The organism is Streptomyces sp. NPDC020742 (assembly GCF_040641675.1).
In the GTDB taxonomy this organism is placed as follows: Bacteria; Actinomycetota; Actinomycetes; order Streptomycetales; family Streptomycetaceae; genus Streptomyces.
Genome location: NZ_JBFAEA010000011.1, coordinates 66,429 through 86,653, shown reverse-complemented (window position 1 = coordinate 86,653; position 20,225 = coordinate 66,429). Strand labels below are relative to the sequence as shown.

Below are 20,225 nucleotides of genomic sequence, written 5' to 3'. Positions count from 1 at the left end.
TTGGTGTTCTGACCACCGGTCCGTGGGGAGCCGGTGCCGTGGTGCGTCAGCGGGTGCGCCGGCCCGTGTGCGGCCGGTGCCGGGGTGCGTCGGCGGTGGGTCCGGTGCGTCGGGCGGTGCGCGCCGGCGGCGGCCGGTTCTGGTGCCGGTGCCGGTGCCGGTGCCGGTGCCGGTCACACGTTGTCCCGGGCGTGTTGGGCGATGCGGCGGAGGGCCTCGGCGAAGTCCTCGGCCACGGCCCGTACGGTGGCCTCCTCGTGCACCCCGGGCCGGTAGTGCCAGGTGAAGCCGAGGCGGCCGTCCTGGACCGCGCCGACCGCCTCCAGCAGGTGCGACCCGGTGTCACGGGGGTCGTGATCCTGCCCGACGGAGCCGAGCTCGGCGCGCACGAGTCCCCCGCCGGCGGCGGTGGGGCGGGCGTCCCACTGGCCCAGGTAGTTGAAGACGACCTGCCCCCGGCCGGTGCGCTCCAGGGCGGCGCGCACCTCCTCGGTGCCGTGGGTGCGCAGGGCGCCGAAGCCGAGGCCGTTGCCGGGGACGGCGCGGAGCTGCCGCCGGACCGACTTCACCAGCGCGCGCCAGTCCCGGGTCGGGCCGAGGTCGGTGCGGTCGGTGACCTGGAGGGTGACCGGGTGGACGGTGGTGAACCAGCCGACCGTACGGGAGAGGTCGACGCCGTCCACCACGTCCTCGCGGCCGTGGCCTTCCAGGTCCACGCCGACCCGGTCGTGGCCGGTCCAGCGGGCCAGGGCCAGGGCGAGGGCGGCGAGCAGGACATCGTTGATGCGGGTGCGGTAGGCCGTGGGGGCGGCCCGCAGCAGCGCCTCGGTGTCCGTCTCGTCCAGGGTGACGGTCACCGTCCCGGCCTCGCTCCCCGACCGTTCGGGGTCGTGGTCGACCGGGAGCGGGGCGGCGGCCACCGCGTCCTGCCAGTACGGCAGTTCGTGGTCCAGGCCGCCCTCCGCGACGTGCGCGGCCAGCCCCCGGGCCCAGTCCCGGAAGGGGGTGGTGCGTTCGCCGAGCGTGATCTCCCGGCCCTGTGCGGCCTGTTGGTAGGCGGTCTCCAGGTCGTCCAGGACGATCCGCCAGGACACCGCGTCGATGACGAGGTGGTGAGCCACCAGGAACAGGGCGGCGGGGCGGCCGGGGTCGCCGGTGAACAGCGCCGCGCTCAGCAGCGGCCCTCGGCCGATGTCGAAGCCGGCGTGCAGGGCGTCGGCCCGCTCGCGCAGGGCCCGGTCGGCCTCATCGGCGGACCGGCCGCTCAGGTCGTACCGGGACAGGATGCGGTACGGGGTGGCGGGCGGCGGCGGGTTGTGCTGGCGCCAGCGCCCGTCGTCGCCGCGGGTGAACCGCATCCGCAACGCGTCGTGGTGCACCAGGAGGGCGTGCAGCGCCCGTTCCAGCGCCTCCGGGTCGGGTACGCCGTCCAGTTCGAGCAGCGCGGACTGGTTGAAGTGGTGGTGGTTGGCCCGGGGGGTGGCGAGGAACCAGCTCTGGATGGGGGTGAGCGGGAGGTCGCCGGTCACCGGGCCGTCGTCGGACCGCTCCGGTCCGGTCGTCACGACGGTGGCCAGGTCGGCGACCGTCTGGTGGGTGAACAGGTCCTTGGTGGCCAGGTGCAGTCCGTCCCGGCGCAGCCGCGAGACCACCTGCATGACCAGGATGGAGTCACCGCCCAGTTCGAAGAAGTTGTCGTCGGCCCCCACCGCGTCGAGGCCGAGCACATCGGCCCAGATCCGCGCGATCCGGCGCTCGGTGTCGGTGCGCGGCGCGACCTGGCCGCGGGCGGCGCCGGCGGACGGGTCGGGGTCGGGCAGGGCGCGGCGGTCGGTCTTGCCGTTGGGGGTGAGCGGCAGCGCGGCCAGTGGTACGAACGCCGAGGGGACCAGGTGGGACGGCAGCCGGCGGGCCAGGGCAGCGCGCAGCCCGGGTACGTCCAGCGCCGCCGGCTCGCCTTCGGCCGGGACGACGTAGGCGACCAGGCGGGCCGGGCCGGAGGGCGGTGTGCCGGCCGCGCGGACCACGACCGCGGCGTCCCGCACCTGCGGAAGGCGCCGCAGGGCGCTCTCGATCTCGCCGGGCTCGATGCGGAAGCCGCGCACCTTGACCTGGTCGTCGGCGCGTCCGACGTAGCGCAGTGCACCGTCCGCGCCCCAGCGCACCAGGTCGCCGGTGCGGTACATCCGCCCGCCCGGCGCGCCGAACGGGTCGGCGAGGAAGCGGGCCGCGGTCAGGCCGGGGCGGGCCAGGTAGCCGCGGGCGAGTCCGTCACCGGCGAGGTACAACTCCCCGGTCACGCCGACCGGCACGGGGCGCAGGGCGGCGTCGAGCACATAGCTGCGGGCGCCGTCCAGGGGGCGGCCGATGGGCGGCGCGCCCGCCCCCGGGGTCAGCGGTCCGGTCCAGGTGGCCACCACGGTGGCCTCGGTGGGGCCGTAGGAGTTGATCATGTGACGGCCGGGGGCCCAGCGCTCCACCAGGTCGGCCGGGCAGGCCTCGGCGCCGACGATCAGGGTCCGCAGGTCCGGCAGGGCGCCGGCCGCCTCGGGCGGCACGGTGGCCAGGGCGGCGGGCGGGATCAAGGCGTGGGTGATCCGCCGGTCGGCGAGCACCTGGGCGAGCCGGTCGCCGAGCAGTGGCCCCTCCTCCCCCGCGACCAGCGTCACGCCGGCGAGCAGGGAGATGCACAGTTCCAGGACCGAGGCGTCGAAGCTCGGCGAGGCGAACTGCAGGACCCGGTCGCCGGGGCGCACCGCGTACCGGTCGGCGGCGGCGGCCGCGAAGCCGGCGAGCCCGGTGTGCGTCACCACCACCGCCTTGGGGGTGCCGGTGGAGCCGGAGGTGTAGATGACATAGGCGGGGTGAGCGGTCGTCAGGGGGGCGAGCCGGTCGCCGTCGGTGGGCGCCGTCGCGGGTCCCTCGGTGCACCAGACGTCCGCCGGGTCGTCCAGGACCAGCGTGGCCGCCGCGTCCCGCAGCATGAACTCCCGCCGCTCGTCCGGGTAGGCCGGGTCGACGGGGAGGAAAGCGCCGCCGGCCTTGGCCACTGCCAGCTGGGCCACCACCATCGCCGCCCCGCGGGGCAGGGCCAGGGCGACCACCCGCTCGGGGCCGGCCCCGTGGGCGATCAGCCGGTGCGCCAGTCGGTTGGCCGCGGCCTCCAGCTCGGCGTAGGTCAGCCGGCGGTCGCCGGCGGTGACGGCCGGCTCGTCGGGGTGCCGGGCGGCCCGCTGCTCGAACAGCGCGGGCAGGGTGGCCGCCGGGACCCGGCTGGCGGCGCCGGCGCCGTCGGCGAGGGTGCGCCGGAGGGCGTCGGCGGGGGCCAGCGGCAGCGCGCCCAGCGGCCGGCCGGGGTCCTCGGCGACGGCGGTCAGCAGGGTGGTCAGCTGATCGGTCATCCGCCGGGCGGTGGCCCCGTCGAACAGGTCGGTGCGGTAGGTGAGCAGTCCGTGCAGGGCGCCGGAGTCGGTCTCGGCGAACTCCAGGGTGAGGTCGAAGGCGGCCTCGTCGCGGTCCGGTTCGATGTCGCTGACCTGGAGCCCGGGCAGCTCCATCGCCGCACCGGGGGTGTTCTGCAGCACCACCATGGCCTGGAAGAGCGGGGTGCGGCTGGTGTCCCGGGCCGGCTGGACCTCGTCCACCACCCGCTCGAACGGCACGTCCTGGTGCGCGAAGGCGTCCAGGACGGTCTCGCGGACGTCCGCCAGGAGGTCGGTGAAGGACCGTTCGGGGTCGACCGTGGAGCGCAGCACCAGGGTGTTGACGAAGAAGCCGATCAGCCGCTGGCTCTCGGGTCGGTCCCGGCCCGAGGTGACGGTACCGACCGCGATGTCCTGCTGCCCGGACAGCCGGGCGAAGAGGGCCTGGGCCGCCGCGACCAGCGTCATGAACAGCGTGCTGCGGCGCGCCCGGCCGAGCTCGGTGAGCCGGCGGGCCGTCTCCGCCGGCAGCACCAGGCCAGTGGTGGCGCCGCGCCGGTTCGGTACGGCCGGGCGCGGCCGGTCGGTGGGCAGGTCCAGCGGGGCGACACCGGCCAGCCGCTCCTTCCAGTGCCGCAATTGGCCGTCGGCGGCGGGCCCGGTGAGCACGGTCCGCTGCCAGTGGGCGACATCGGCGTACTGGACCGGGAGCGCGGGCAGCTCGGCCGGGGTGCCGGTGAGCGCGGAGCGGTAGAGCTGGGCGAGGTCGCCGGTGAGGACGCCGGTCGACCAGCCGTCGGTAATGATGTGATGGAGCGTCAGGGTCAGTATGTGGTGGTCCGCCGCCAGCCGGATCAGTCCGGCCCGCAGCAGGGGCCCCTGGCGCAGGTCGAAGGGGCGGGTGCGCTCCTGTGCCAGCAACTCCCCGAGGCGGGCGGTGCGTTCGGCGCCGGGCAGCGCGGACAGGTCGTGCAGCGGCAGCGGGACGTCCGACGGCGGGTGGACGATCTGGACGCCCTGGCCGTCGACGGAGTCGAAGGTGGTGCGCAGCGACTCGTGCCGGGCCGCCAGTGCGGTCAACGCAGCCGCGAGCGCAGCGGCGTCCAGCCGACCGCGCAGGCGGAGCGCCAGCGGGGTGAGGTACGCGGTGCTCTCGGGTGCGAACGAGTCCAGGAACCACAGGCGTTGCTGGGCGGCGGAGAGCGGCAGCGGGACCTCCCGGCCGACCGGGACGGGGCCGGCCGACGGGCGGGCGGAGCCCTCCGGGGCGCCGAGCAGGTCCGCCAGCGCGGCCGGGGTCGGGTGGCTGAACACCGCCCGCGGGGTCAGCTCGGCGCCGAACTCCTCCGCCAGCCGCGAGGCCAGGCGGATGCTGAGGATGGAGTCCCCGCCGGCGGCGAAGAAGTCGTCCTCCACACCGACCTCGGCGGTGCCGAGCACCTCCGCCCAGATCCGGGTGACCCGCAGCTCGGCCGCGGTACGGGGGGCGACCGGCTCGGTCCGGGCGGGGGCGGCGGGCGCGGGCAGCGCCGCACGGTCCACCTTGCCGTTGGCGCTCAGCGGCAGCGCGTCCAGCGGGACGTACGCGGCGGGCACCAGGTAGTCGGGCAGGACCTGCCGGGCGTGGCGGGCCAGCGCCTCGGGGTCGATACCGTCCCGCCCCACCACGTAGGCGACCAGTTGCTTGGCCCCGGAGATCCCCTCGCGGGCCGCCACCGCCACGTCCGTGACGTCCGGGTGGGCCGCCAGGGCGCTCTCCACCTCACCGGGCTCGACCCGGAAGCCGCGGATCTTCACCTGGTCGTCGGCGCGGCCGAGGAACTCCACGGTCCCGTCCGGGCGGCGGCGGGCGAGGTCGCCGGTGCGGTACATCCGGCTGCCGGGTGGACCGGACGGGTCGGCGACGAAGCGGGCCGCGGTCGCGCCGGGCGCGTCGAGGTAGCCGCGGGCGACGCCCTCGCCGGCCAGGAAGAGTTCGCCCGCGGTGCCCGGCGGCACCGGCCGCAGGCGGGCGTCGAGGAGGTGCACCCGCATGTCGTCGAGCGGCTGGCCGATGGGCACCGTGCCGGGCACCGCCGCGGCCTCGGTCAGGGCGTGGGCGGTCGCGAAGGTCGTGGTCTCGGTCGGCCCGTAGCCGTCCACCACGGTCAGGCCGGGGCAGGCGGTCAGCACCCGGCGCACGGCCGCGGCCGGCACCACGTCACCCCCGGTCCACACCTGGCGCAGCCCGGCGAAGCAGTCCGGCGCGTCCTGGGCCAGCAGCCGGAACAGCCCGGCCGTCAGCCACAGCGCGGTCAGCTCCGCCCCGGCCGCGAGGCGCCGCAGGAGGGTGGCGTCGACGGCGCCCGGCGGGGCCACCACGATGCGCCCGCCGTTCAGCAGCGGCGCCCAGACCTCGAAGGTGGCGGCGTCGAACGCCACCGGTGAGTGCAGCAGGACCCGCTCGCAGACGGATCCGCCGAAGCGGCTGTCGGTGGCGAGCGCGGCCACATCGCGGTGGCGCACTCCGACGGCCTTGGGGACGCCGGTGGAGCCGGAGGTGAACATGACGTACGCCAGCCGGTCGGGGTCCGCGGGCGCGGGCGGCGGACCGGCAGCAGGGCCGTCAGTGCGGGCGGCGGTGACCTCCTCGGCGGTCAGGTGCGCGGTGACGCCCGCCCGGGCGAGCAGGGCGCGCCGGCGTTCCTTGGGGGCGCGCAGGTCCAGCGGCACATAGGTGCCGCCCGCCTTGAGCACCGCCAGCTGGGCGACGACGAGTTCGGCGGAGCGGTCCATCAGCAGCGCCACCCGGCCCTCGGCGGGCAGTCCGGCCGCGGCCAGGCGGTGGGCCAGGCGGTCGGACCAGTCGTCGAGTTGACGGTACGTCAGTTCCCGATCGGCATCGGTGAGCGCGAGGGCGTCCGGGGTGCGCCGGGCCCGCTCGCTGAAGAGCCGTACCGGCGAACGTCCCGGGACCCGGCGCGCGGGGGCGTTCCAGCGGCGCAGCACCGCACGGTCGTCGTCGGTGAGCAGGTCGAGTCCGTCCACCGTGCCGTCGGCGCCGTCGGCGAGCGCCGTTAGCAGGGTCCCCAGGCGGGCCGCCGCGCGCTCCACCGTGGCCCGGTCGAAGAGCTCCGGGTCGTAGGCGAGGTCGAAGCCGAGCCGGTCGGCGAGGAAGGCGCGCAGGCAGAGCGGGAAGGTGGGGGCGTCCTCGGCCCGCACGTCCGTGATGCGGATGCCGGCCCCGGCCGCGGCGGCTTCGTCGAAGGGGTAGTTCTCGAACACCACCATGCTGTCGAACAGCGCCTCGCCGGCCGGGAGTGCGCTCAGCGACTGGATGCGGGACAGCGAGACGGAGTCGAAGCGGCGGGAGTCGCTCTGCTGTTCCTGGAGTTCGCGCAGCCAGGGCAGGACGGGGCGGGTGCCGTCGATCCGGACCCGGGTCGGGACGGTGTTGATGAACATGCCGACCATCGACTCCACACCGGGGAGTTCGGCCGGGCGGCCCGAGACCGTGGTGCCGAACACCACGTCCGGCCGGCCGCCGTAGCGGGCCAGCAGCAGCGCCCAGGCGCCCTCCACCAGCGTGTTGACGGTCAGCCCGGCGCGTGCGGCCACCGCGCGCAGCCGGTCGGAGGCCTCGCGGGGCAGCTCGGTGTGGACCTGCTCGGACGCCCGGGCACGGTGCGCCTCGGCGGGCAGCCGGTCGTACGGCAGCGGGGTGCGGGCGGTGAACCCGGCCAGTGCGTCTGCCCAGTGCCGCTCGGCCCGCTCCCCGTCCTGTGCGGCGAGCCACTGGAGGAAATCCCGGAACGGCCGGCGGGCCGGGAGGGCCGCGGACCGCCCCTGTGCGGCAGCGGCGTACTGGGCGCAGACGTCGGCGAAGAGCTGTGCGGTGCTCCAGCCGTCGAGCATCAGGTGGTGCGAGGTCCACACCAGCACGATCTCGTCGCCGGGCAGCGCGGCCACCGCCATCCGGCTCAGCGGGGCGCGGGTCAGGTCCAGTCCGGTGGCGCGCTCCTCGGCCAGCAACCGGTCCAGCGCCCGCTCCTGCTCCTCGGGGGTCAGGGCGCGCCAGTCGTGGTGGACGACGGGCAGCGCGGCGTGCCGGTGGACGACCTGCACCGGGTGCGGCAGGCCCTGCCAGTGGACGCTGCTGCGCAGCGCCGGGGTGTGGTCGGCGACGCGCTGCCAGGCCGCGGCGAAGGCCCGCGGGTCGGCGATCCCGGCGATGCGGACCGCCGTCCGGTCGCAGTAGGCGCCGGCCTCGTCGACCAGGCCGTGGAAGAGCATGCCGGCCTGCAGCGGGGTCAGCGGATGGATGTCCGCCACCTCCCGGCCGTCGCCCGCGAGCAGGTCCACCTGCCGCTGGTCGAGGCCGGCGAGCGGGAAGTCGGAGGGGGTCCGGCCGCCGGCGCCCGGCGCCGCACAGTGCGCGACGAGGTCCTCCAGCGCCGCCACGGTGTCCTGGGCGAGGCGGCGCACGGTGGACTCGTCGTACACGGCCGGCGGGTAGGTCCAGCCGAGTTCGAGCCGGCCGTCCTGGACCACGCCGGTCACCTCGAGCAGGTAGCTGCGCTCCTCGTCGGGGTCGGCGTCGCGCCCGGCGGGCGGCAGGGCGGCGCGGTACAGCCCGTCCTGCGCCGGCCGGTCGCCGGCCGCCACGTCCCACTGGCCGTGGTAGTTGAACCCGATGAGCGGCCGGGGCGCCTCGGGGAGCGCGGCCGACGGTGCGAGGTGGCGCAGCGCCCCGTAGCTCAGGCCGTGCAGCGGCACGGCGCGCAGCTGCTCCTTGACCGACCGGAGGGTCTCCCGCCAGCCGGCGTCCGGGCCGACGGTCAGGGCGAGCGGGAACTCGGCGGTGAACCAGCCGACGGTGCGCGACAGGTCCAGGTCCTCGAAGAGGTCCTCGCGCCCGTGGCCCTCCACCCCGACGAGCACGGTGTCCCGGCCACTCCAGCGGCTCAGGGTACGGCCCAGCGCGCTCAGCAGGACGTCGTTGACCTGGGTGCGGTAGACGTCCGGCACCCGGCGCAGCAGGGCGTCGGTCGCGGCCCCGTCCAGGCGTACGGTCACGGTCCGTGCCGCGCCGTGCGGGTTGCGGCCGGCGCGGTCGGCGGGGAGGTCGGCGGGCGCGGCGCAGGTGCGGCGCCAGTACGGCAGGTCGCCGTCGAAGCCGCCGGCGCGGGTGTGCCGCGCCAGCCGGTCGGCCCAGTGGCCGTAGCCGCTGCTCACCGGCGGCAGCGCGGCCGGGCGACCGGCGGCGGCCTGCCGGTAGGCGGTCTCCAGGTCGGCCAGCAGGATGCGCCAGGACACCCCGTCGACCACCAAGTGATGGGCGGTGAACAGGAGTTGGCAGGGCCGGTCGGGTCCGCGGTCGAAGAGCAGGATCCGTACCACCCGGCCGGCGGCGGGGTCCAGGGAGGTCTGTGCGGCGGCCGCCGCGCGCTGCACCTCCGCTTCCCCGGCCGCCTCGTCCAGTCCGGTCAGGTCGTGGTGGGAGCAGACCTCCCCCGGGGCGGTGGGCAGCGCCTCCTGGGTCCAGGTGTCGTCGGTGCGGTGGAACCGGGTGCGCAGCGCGGCGTGCTGGGCCACCAGCGCCTCGGCGGCGCGCCGGAGCGCCGGCAGATCCGCGCCGGGGGCCAGCTCCAGCCGCTGGGTCATGGTGAAGTGCAGGGCGTCACCGGGGCGGCGCCCGTCGAGGTACCAGCGCTGGATGGGCGTGAGCGGGGCCGGCCCCACCGGGGCGGCCTCCTCGGTGCGTACGGAGTCCATGGCGCCGGTGCGCAGGGCGAGTTCGGCGACGGTCTGGTGCCGGAAGACGTCCTTGGAGGTGAGGGCGTACCCGGCGCGGCGGGCCCGGGAGACGATCTGGATGCTGAGGATCGAGTCGCCGCCCAGCGCGAAGAAGTTGTCCTCGACCCCGACCCGGGGCACACCGAGCACCTCGGCCCAGATGGCGGCGAGGTCGGCCTCGGTGCCGGTGCGCGGGGCGAGGTGACGGGTGCCGCTGTCCGGCTGTGCCATGGGCGCGGGCAGGGCGCGCCGGTCCGTCTTGCCGCTGCTGGTCCGGGGGATCCTCGCCAGCGGGACGAACAGCGCGGGGACCATGTAGTCGGGCAGGGTGCGCCGCAGCTGCACCCGGAGTTCCTCGGCGGCGGGCGGCTCGGTGCCGCCGGGCACCACGTAGGCCACCAGCGTGGTGCGGCCGGCGTGTTCGCGGGCCACCACGACGGCGTCGCCCACGCCGGGGTGGGCCAGGAGCGCGGCCTCAACCTCGCCGGGCTCGATCCGGAAGCCGCGGATCTTGACCTGTTCGTCGGTGCGCCCCAGGAACTCCAGCAGCCCGTCGGCCAGGCGGCGCGCCCGGTCGCCGGTGCGGTACATCCGGGTGCCGGGCGGGCCGAAGGGGTCGGCGACGAAGCGCCCGGCGGTCAGGCCGGGCCGGCCCCGGTAGCCGCGGGCGACCTGGGCGCCGGCGAGGTAGAGCTCACCGGGCACACCGGCCGGGACCGGCCGCAGCGAGCCGTCCAGCACATAGGCGCGCAGGTTGGCACCGGGCCGCCCGATGACGGGGTACGCGGTGTGGTCGGTGAAGCGCCCGTAGACGGCGTCGACGGTGCACTCGGTGGGGCCGTAGACGTTGTACGCAGTGGTGCCGGGGATCTGCTGGAGCCGCTGCCACAGGGCCGTGCCGACGGCTTCACCGCCCACCATCACCACCCGGGGGCGGTGACCGGTGGTGAACAGCCCGGCGGCCAGCAGTTCGTGCAGGAAGGTTGGGGTCACATTGACGCAGTCCAGGCGGTGTTCGGTGATCTCGGCGAGGAAGGCCGCCGGGTCCAGGCGGACGTCCTCGTCGATCAGGTGCACCTGCTGTCCGAGGGCCAGCAGCAGCGGGCCCTCCCAGGAGGTGTCGAAGGAGAAGGAGGCGCTCAGCGCGGCGCGCAGCCGGCCTCCGTCGGGGGTGTGCGGTGCGACCAGCCCGGTGAGGTGGTCGTGGCAGAGGTTGACCAGCTGGCGGTGTTCGACCGCGACGCCCTTGGGCGTTCCGGTGGAGCCGGAGGTGTAGTTGAGGTAGGCGGTATGGGCGCCGCACAGCGGTGCGGTGCGGTCGGCGTCGGTCGGGTTGTGGACCGGCCGGCTCTCCCACGGGGCGTCGCGCAGGGTGTCGGGGGTGAGCTGGGCCTGTGGGGCGGCGTCCGCGAGCAGGAACGCCACCCGCTCCTCGGGCAGGTCCGGGTCGACGGACAGCTGGGTGCCCCCCGCCTTGAGGACGGCGAGCAGCGCCACCACCATGTCCGAGGTGCGCGGCAGCCGTACGGCGACCACGCGCTCGGGGCCGACGCCCAGCGAGATCAGGTGGTGGGCGAGCCGGTTGGCGCGGGTGTTGAGCTCGGCGAAGTCGAGTACGGCGTCCCGTGCCACCAGGGCGGTGGCGTGCGGGGTGCGGGCCACCTGCGCCTCGAACAGCTCGGGGAAGGTGGCACTCGGGACGGCCAGTTCGACGCCCTGCCCCTGCTCCAGCGCCTGTCGCCGCTCGGCCTCCGACAGCAGCGGCAGGTCCCGCACCGGGCGGTCAGTGTCGTCCGCGACCGCCTCCAGCAGCAGGCGCAGCCGGCCGGCCAGCCGCTCGACGGTGTCCGGGGCGAACAGGTCGGTGTTGTACTCGAGGTAGCAGGTCAGGCCGTCGTCGTGGGCCACGAAGTCGAAGCCGAGGTCGAAGGCGGCGCTCCGGCCGGGCGGTTGGACGGTCTCGACGGCCAGCCCGGGCAGCTGCGGTGCCCGGCCGCCGAGGTTGTGCAGGGCCACCATGACCTGGAACAGCGGGGTGCGGCTGGTGTCCCGCTCCGGCTGGAGCTCATCGACCAGCCGCTCGAAGGGCACCTCCTGGTGGGCGAAGGCGTCCAGCACGGTGGTGCGGATCCGCGACAGCAGCGCGCCGAACGGCTCCTCGGCGCACACCCGGGTGCGCAGCACCAGGGTGTTGACGAACATGCCGACCAGGTGCTCCAGTTCGGGGCGCTCGCGCCCGGAGGTCACCGTGCCGACGGCGATGTCCTCCTGGTCCGCCCAGCGGGCCAGCAGCACCGTGCAGGACGCGAGCAGCGTCATGTACAGGGTGGCGTCGGCGCGGCGGCCGGCCTCGCGCAGCCGGTCGGTCAGCGCGGCGGGCAGCGGGAGCTCCAGGAGCGCGCCGCTCTTGGTCCGCACCGCGGGCCGCGGCCGGTCGGTGGGCAGCTCCAGCGGGGGCACCCCGGCCAACTGCTCCTTCCAGTAGCCGAGTTGTTCCTCCACCGCGGCGGTCCGGGAGCGCTGCCAGGCGGCGTGGTCGGCGTACTGGAGCGGCAGCGTGGGCAGCTCCGGGCGGCGACCGTGCAGGGCCGCGGCGTACAGCTCGCCGAGGTCCCGGCCGAGGACCGCGGTGGACCAGCCGTCCGTGACGATGTGGTGCATGGCCAGGGTGAGCACCTGCTCGTCCTCGGCGAGCCGGACGAGCCGGGTGCGCAGCAGCGGCCCCGTGCCCAGGTCGAAGGGGGTGGCCGCCTCGCGGGCGAGCAGGTCGTCCAGGGCGGCGGGCCGGTCGGCCGGCGGGACGGCCGACAGGTCGTGGTCCGGCAGTTCCACCGGGCGGGGCGGGTGGACCTCCTGGCGGGCCTGGCCGTCCTGCTCGGTGAAGGTGGTGCGCAGCGTTTCGTGCCGGGCGACCAGGCCGTTGAGGGCGGTGTGCAGGGCGGCCCGGTCGAGGTGTCCGCGCAGGCGCAGGGCGAAGAAGGTCAGGTACGCGGTGCTGCCGGGCTCGAAATGGTCGAGGAACCACAGGCGTTGCTGCGCGAACGACAGCGGCAGCGGCGCCGTGCGGTCGGCCGGGGGGATGGGATCGGCGGCCGGGACCGGTGCGGGCGCCGGGTGGGGGCCACCGGGCGGGCGGCGGTCCGCGGCGGGGGCGGGCAGCGCGGCGGCCAGGTCGGCGATGACGGGCGTGGTGAACAGCAGCCGCGGCGAGACCTCGGCCCCGCACAGCGCCCGCAGCCGGGCGGCGACGCGGATGGCGAGGATCGAGTCGCCACCGAGCGCGAAGAAGCTGTCCCCGGCGCCGACCTCGCCGACGTCCAACACCTCGGACACCACCCCGGCGACCAGGCGTTCCGCCGCGGTGCGCGGAGCGATCCGGTGTGCGCCGACGGCGAAGCCGTCCGGGCCGGGGGCGGGCAGCGCCCGGTGGTCGAGCTTGCCGTTGACGGTCAGCGGCAGCGCGTCCAGCACGACGAAGGCGGCGGGCACCATGTGCGCCGGCAGGGTCTGCTCCAGGTGGGAGCGGAGGGCGGCGGGGGACGGCGGGGCGCCGTGGCCGGTCCCCACGACATGGGCGACCAGCCGCCGCACCCCGGGGGTGTCCTCCCGCACCCCGACCACGGCGGTGCTGAGCGCGGGGTGTGCGGTCAGCGCGGCCTCGATCTCGCCGGGCTCGATCCGGAAGCCCCGGATCTTGACCTGCTGGTCGGCCCGGCCCAGGTACTCCAGCGTGCCGTCGCGGCGCCAGCGGGCGCGGTCCCCGGTGCGGTACATCCGGGTGCCGGGCGGGCCGAAGGGGTTGGCGACGAAGCGCCCGGCGGTCAGGCCAGGACGGCCTAGGTAGCCGCGGGCCAGGCCCTCCCCAGCCACGTACAGTTCGCCGACGGCACCGGGCGGGACCGGGGCGAGGTCGGCGTCCAGCAGATGGACCCGCAGGTCGGGCAGGCCGGTGCCGATGGTGCTGCCGGTGGCCCGGGCCACCGTGGCGCGGTCGAGCGGCGCGTAGGTGACGTGCACCGTGGTCTCGGTGATGCCGTACATATTGACCAGCACCGGCGCGGTGTCCGGGTGCCGCTCGTACCAGTCGGTGAGCCGGCGCAGGTCGAGCGCCTCGCCACCGAAGATCACCCGCCGCAGGGCCAGTCGCCCGCCGAGTTCGGGGTGTTCGGCGTCCGCGCGCATCAGCGGGTAGAACGCCGACGGCGTCTGGTTGAGGACGGTGACCCGCTCGTCCGCCAGCAGGCGCAGGAACTCCTCGGGGGACCGGGCGGTGTCGTACGGGACGACGACCAGCCGCCCGCCGTGCAGCAGGGCGCCCCAGATCTCCCAGACCGAGAAGTCGAAGGCGTAGGAGTGGAACAGCGTCCAGACGTCGTGCTCGTCGAAGCCGAACCGGTCCCGGGTGCGGGAGAACAGCCGCACCACATTGGCGTGCGGGACGACCACGCCCTTGGGCAGGCCGGTGGAGCCGGAGGTGTGGATGACGTAGGCGGGGCTCTCCGGCAGTGGGCGGCGGGCCGGGGCCGGTCCGGTGGCCGGGCGGGCGGCCAGGTCGGCGCGGACCGCGGGGTCGTCCAACATCAGCCGCGGCACGGTGCTGTCGCCCGCTCCCCCAGCGACCGCGCCGGTGGTGGTGGTGGTGACCAGCAGGGCGGGAGCGGTGTCGGCCAGGAGGTGGGCGAGGCGTCCGGCGGGCAGCTGGGGGTCGAGGGGCAGGTAGGCGGCGCCCGTCTTGAGCACCGCCACGATCGCCACGAGCAGGTCGGTCGAGCGGGGCAGGGCGAGCGCGACGAAGCGCTCGGGGCCCGCTCCGGCCTCGGCCAGCCGGTGCGCCAGCCGGCCCGCCCGCGCATCGAGTTCGGCGTAGCTCAGGGCGTCGTCCCCGCAGGTGACCGCGGTGGCACCGGGGGTGCGCGCGGCCTGCTCCTCGAACAGGTCCACCAGGGTCCGCCCGGGGTGGCCGTGCTCGGTGCCGTTCCAGTCCACCAGCATCCGGTGGCGTTCCTCGGCGGTGGTGCAGGGCAGTGCGCGCAGCGGCCGGTCAGGGGCGGCGGCAATCCCGTCCAGCAGCAGGCACAGCCGGTCGGCGAGCGACCGGACGGTGGCCTCGTCGAACAGGCCCGAGTCGTAGGCGAGGTCGAAGCCGAGGCGGTCGCCGTGGTGGGCGCGCAGCACCAGCGGGAAGTTGGTGGCGTCCCGGGAGGCGACGTCCAGGATGCGTACGCCGGCGCCGGAGGTCCGGGACGCGTCGAAGGGGTAGTTCTCGAAGGCGACCATGCTGTCGAACAGGGCGGTGCCCGCCGGTACGTCGCTGAGCGGGGTCAGTTGGGCCAGCGAGACCGCCTCGAAGCGCCGGGACTCGGCCTGGGCCTCCTGGAGGTCGTGCAGCCAGTCGACGGCGGTGCGGTGCCCCTCGACCCGCACCCGGGTGGGCAGGGTGTTGATGAACATGCCGACCATCGACTCCACCCCGGGCAGGTCGTCGGGCCGGCCCGAGACGGTGGTGCCGAACAGCACGTCCGCTTCGCCGCTGTAGCGGGCCAGCAGCAGCGCCCAGGCGCCCTGGACCACGGTGCTGAGGGTGAGGCCGCTGCGCCGGGCGGTGCGCTGCAGGGCCCGGGAGCGGTCGGCGGTCAGGCTCACCGCCACGACCTCGGCGGAGCGGGCGCGGTGGGCCTCCCGCTGCGGGCGGTCGTAGGGCAGCGGCGTCGGTGTGGCGAAGCCGGCCAGCACGGTGCGCCAGTGCTCCTCGGCGGCGGCGCCGTCCCGGTCCGCCAGCCGGCGGACGTAGTCGCCGAAGGGGCGCCGGGCGGGTGGCGTCCGCTCCTCGCCGGCGACCAGCGCGGCGTACTCCTCGCACACCTCGGTCAGCACCTGCGCCAGGCTCCAGCCGTCCAGGATCAGATGGTGCGAGGTCCACAGCAGCCGCAGCCGGCCGCCGGGCAGCTGGACCAGGGTGAGCCGCATCAGCGGTGCGGTGCCCAGGTCGAGGCCGGTGGCCAGGTCGTCGGCCTGGAGCCGGGTGAGCCGGTCGGCGCGCTCGTCGTCGTCCAGGTCGCGCCAGTCGTGGTGGACGACGGGCACCGCGGCCCGGCGGTGCACCCGTTGCAGCGGCGCCGGCACGTCCTCCCAGACCACGGAGGTGCGCAGCACCGGCGTCCGGTCGACCACCCGCTGCCAGGCCCGTGCGAAGGCCCCCGGGTCGTGCACCCCGTCGAGCAGCAGCCCGGCCTGGTCGAGGTAGACGTCGACGTCGTCGTCCCCGCCGACCAGCCGGTGGAAGAGCATGCCCTCCTGGAGGGGGGTCAGCGGGTAGAGGTCCTCGATGCCCCGCCCGTCGCCCACCAGCCGGTCCACGCCGGCCTGGTCCAGTCCCGCCAGCGGGAAGTCGGAGGGGGTGCGGCCGCCGGCCTCGGGCCGCGCGCAGTGCGCGACGAGGGCGGCCAGCGCGCGGACCGTGCCGTCGGCCAACTCCCGTACGGTGGCCGCGTCGTGCACCTGGTCGCTGTAGTGCCAGGTCAGCTCCAGGGCGCCGTCGGCCACCACGGCCGAGACGTCCAGCAGGTGGTCGAGGACCGCGTCGGCGGCCAGGTCGCGGCCGGGCGCCGGGCCGGCGGGTGCGAAGTCGGCGCCGTGCGGGGTCTCCCACTGGCCGTGGTAGTTGAAGCACACCTGGGGCAGCGGAACGTCACGCAGGGCTTGGGCCGCCGGGTCGGGCGATCCCAGACGGGCCAGCGCCTCGTGGCCGAGGCCGTGCCGGGGGACGGCCCGCAGCTGTTCCTTGACGGCCTTGAGCGTGCCGCCCCAGTCCGGTTCCGCTGCCGGGCCGTCGAGGGTGAGCGTGACGGGGTACTGCGTGGTGAACCAGCCGACGGTCCGGGACAGGTCGAGGCCGTCGCCGTCGGGGCCGCTCAGCCCCTCGCGGCCGTGGCCCTCCAGGGTGACGGTCACCCGGGGGCTGCCGGTCCAGTCGGCGAGCACCCGGCCCAGCGCGCTGAGCAGCACGTCGTTCACCTGCGTGCGGTAGACGCCGGGCACCCGGCGCAGCAGCGCCTCGGTGGTGTCGCGGTCCAGGCGGCTGTGCACGGTGCGGACCGACCCGGCGCGCGCCGGCCCCGGGCGGTCGACCGGCAGCGGGGTGCGCGCGGCGGCGCTCTGGGCGCTCCAGAAGGGCAGGTCGGCGTCGAGTCCGCCGTCCTTCACGTGCCGGGCCAGTGCGGTGGTCCAGGTGGTGAACGGGGTGGTGGCGGGCTCCAGTTGGACCGGGCGGCCGGCGGCGGCCAGGCGGTAGGCCACGGCCAGGTCGGCGAGCAGGATCCGCCAGGAGACGCTGTCCACCGCCAAGTGGTGGGCGGTCACGAACAGTTGGGGGCGTTCCTGCGGCCCGGCCAGGAACAGCGCGGCGCGCAGCAGGGTGCCGGCGGTCGGATCGAGGGCGGTGCGGGCCGCGTCGGCGGCCTCGGCGCGGGCGGCGTCCCGGGCGGCTCCGGTGGCCCCGGCCAGGTCGTGGTGGGCCAGGAGGCCGGGGGCTACCGGTGCCCCAGGGTGCTGCTGCCAGGTGTCGCCGGTGCGGACGAAGCGGGTGCACAGCGCGGGGTGGTGGGTGACCACGGCGCGCAGGGCCGCCTCCAGGGCGGCCGGGTCGAGGTCGTGCGGCAGGTCGAGCAGCATCGACATGGTGAAGTGCCGCAGCGGCCCGTGGCCGGCGAAGAACCACTCCTGGACGGGGCCGAGCGGGGCCGGTCCGGTGGGCTCCGGCTGCCGGGGCACGGTGGCCGGGGCGGTACGGGCGTCCACGGCGGCGGCGAGGTCGGCCACGGTCTGGTGGGCGAAGACGTCCCGGGACGTCAGGTGCAGACCGGCGGCGCGGGCCCGGGAGACGGCCTGGATGCTGAGGATCGAATCGCCGCCCAGCTCGAAGAAGTTGTCGGTGGCGCCCACCCGGGTCAGCCCCAGCACCTCGCACCAGATCCCGGCCAGCCGCCGCTCGGCGGGGGTGCGCGGCGCCACGAACTCCCGCTCGCGCGGGGCGGCGTCGAGGTCGGGGGCGGGCAGCGCCCGGCGGTCCAGCTTGCCGCTGCTGTTGAGCGGCAGGGCGTCCAGCACGACGTAGGCGGCGGGCACCATGTGGGCGGGCAGGGTGCGGGCGAGGGCGGTCCGCAGCCCGGACGCGCTGGGCCGCCCCTCCGCCGCGGGCGCCACATAGGCGGCGAGCTGGGCGTGGCCGTGGCCGCTGTCGACGGCGAGCACGGCCGCCTCGGCGACCTCCGGCAGGGCCAGTAGCGCCGCCTCGATCTCCCCCGGTTCGATGCGGTGGCCCCGGATCTTGACCTGGTCGTCGGCGCGGCCCAGGTACTCCAGCCGCCCGTCGGCCGTCCAGCGGGCCAGGTCGCCGGTGCGGTACATCCGGCTGCCGGGCGGGCCGTACGGGTCCGCGGTGAACCGTGCGGCGGTCAGCCCGGGGCGGTGCAGATAGCCGCGGGCCGTCTGGTCGCCGGCGAGGTACAGCTCTCCGCCCACGCCGGGCGGCACCGGCTGCAGCCGGTCGTCGAGGACGTAGGCGCGCACATTGGCCAGCGGCCGGCCGACCACCGGCCGACCGTCGCCGGTGATGCGGCACGACAGCGCGTCGACCGTGCACTCGGTGGGCCCGTAGAAGTTGTACGCGGCGGTGTCCGGCAGCCCGGACAGCTCCCGCCACAGCGCGGGCCCGACCGCCTCGCCGCCGAGCATCAGCACCCGCGGCCGGTGCCGGGGGTCGGTGAGCAGCCCGGCGGGCAGCAGTTGCCGCAGGTAGGAGGGGGTGAGGTCGAGGAAGTCGAGGCGGTGGCCGACGACGTACTCGACCAGGGCGGCCGGGTCGAGCCGGGTGGCCTCGTCGACCAGGTGCAGCCGGTGGCCGTCGGCCATCAGCAGCACCCCTTCCAGCGAGGTGTCAAAGGAGAACGACGCGGTCAGGGCCACCCGCAGCGGGCCGCCCCCGGCCTCGGCGACGAAGCCGTGCCGGTGCGCGGCCAGCAGGTTCACCAGCGAGCGGTGCTCGACGGCCACGCCCTTGGGGCGGCCGGTGGAGCCCGAGGTGTAGATGACGTAGGCGGTGGTGTCGGGGCGCAGCGGGGCGCGGCGGTCGGCGTCGCTGGGGTCGGCCGTGGGCGCGTCCGGGGGGACGGCGGCCAGCGCGGCCTCGTCGAGCACCAGCGCCGGCCGGGCGTCGTCCAGCAGTAGGCGGGCCCGTTCCACGGGCAGTTCCGGGTCCACCGGCAGGTAGCCGGCGCCGGACTTGAGGACGCCCAGGAGCGCCACGATCGTCTCGGCGGTGCGCGGCAGCCGCACCGCGACCAACTGCTCGGGGCCGACGCCCCGTTCGATGAGGTGGTGGGCCAGCCGGTTGGCGCGGGCGTTGAGTTCCGCGTAGTCCAGGGTGGTCGCGCCGGCCACCAGCGCCGTCCGGTGCGGGGTGCGGGCGGCCTGTGCCTCGAAGACGTCGGGGTAGGTGGCCGGTGCGACGGGCAGGGCGGTGCCGTTCCAGCCGTCGGTCAGCCGCCGCCGCTCGGCCTCGGCGAGCAGCGGTACCTCGCCCAGCGGCCGGTCGGGGTCGGCCGCCACGCCGCCGAGCAGGAGGAGGAGCTGGTCGGCCATCCGCGCCACGGTCGCGGCGTCGAACAGGTCGGTGCGGTACTCCAGGAGCCCGGTCAGGCCGTCCCCGTCGGGCACAAACTCCACGCTCAGGTCGAAGGTGGCCGACCGGCGGGGCACGGTGACGCTCCCGGTGGTCAGTCCCCGCAGCCCGGGGGCCACCGGCGGCGCCGGGTGGAGCAGGACCATGACGTCGAAGAGCGGGTTGCGGCCCGGTTCCCGGACCGTCCCGAGGGCCTCCACCAGCCGCTCGAAGGGCGTTTCGTCGTGGGCGAAGGCGTCCAGGACGGTGGCGGCGGCGGTGTCCAGCAGTTCGCGGTAGGGACGGGCGGTGTCGACGGGGCAGCGCAGCACCGTGGTGTTGACGTAGAAGCCGACCGCGCGCGCCAGTTCGGTGCGTCCGCGTCCCGGCGTCAGGGAGCCGACGGTGATGTCGTCCTGGCCCGACCAGCGGGCGAACAGCGCCTGGCAGCCGGCGAGCAGCGCGGCGAAGAGCGTGGTGCGCTGGTCGGTCGCCAGCTGCCGCAGCCGGGAGGCGGTGTCGTCCGGGACCCGGAAGGTGTGCACCGCGCCCGCCTCCGGCTCCGCCCCGCCGCGGGGGCGGTCCAGCGGCAGCTCCAGCGGCTGCGCCCCGTCCAGTTGCTTGGTCCAGTAGGACAGCTGCTCCTGCAGCAGGGCGCCGGAGAGCCGTCCGCGCTGCCAGACGGCGAAGTCCGGGTACTGCGTCGCCGCCGGTGGCAGGTCCGGGGTCCGTCCGTCGGCGAACGCATCGTGCAGGGTGCACAGTTCGTCCAGGAGCACGCCCATCGACCAGCCGTCGGTGACGATGTGGTGCGCGGTCAGCAGCAGGACGTGCTCGTCGGGGCCCGTGCGTACCAGCAGGGCGCGCAGCAGCGGCCCGGTACGCAGGTCGAACGGGCGGGAGTACGCGGCCAGCAGCACCTCGTCGAGCCGCTCCGCGGGGCTCCGCCCGGATGCGCCGTCCGACTCCTCCGTGAGGTCCCGCAGCGGCAGCGGCACCGGGGCGGGCGGCTGCACCGTCTGTACGGGCCGCCCGTCGAGGTCGTCGAAGGTGGTGCGCAGCGCCTCGTGGCGCTCGACCGCCGCGTCCAGCGCCCGGGAGAGCACGGACCTGTCCAGGCCGCCGGTGAGCCGTAGCGCGACCGCGCTGTTGTAGCGGGCGTCGCCGGGGCGCAGCCGGTCCATGAACCACAGCCGCTGCTGGGCGAAGGAGAGCGGCAGCGGCTGCGCGCGGTCCGCGCGCGGGATCGCGGGCCGGGCGCCCGCCGCCCGCCCGCCGGCCTTGCCGGCCAGCCGGCGGCGCAGCGCTTCCTGGAGGTCCTGCGGCAGGGCCGCGGCGCGGCCTTCGTTCGAAGACGTCATGTCGTCGGT

Annotated in this window: 1 protein-coding gene; it reads right to left on the bottom strand. The window is 76.0% G+C overall.

The window, feature by feature from the left end:
* Positions 1-173: 173 nt before the first annotated feature.
* On the bottom strand, positions 174-20,216 hold the full coding sequence (locus AB0G84_RS20195; RefSeq protein ID WP_361322173.1) for a non-ribosomal peptide synthase/polyketide synthase: 20,043 nt from the start codon (positions 20,214-20,216) through the stop codon (positions 174-176).
* Positions 20,217-20,225: the final 9 nt, after the last annotated feature.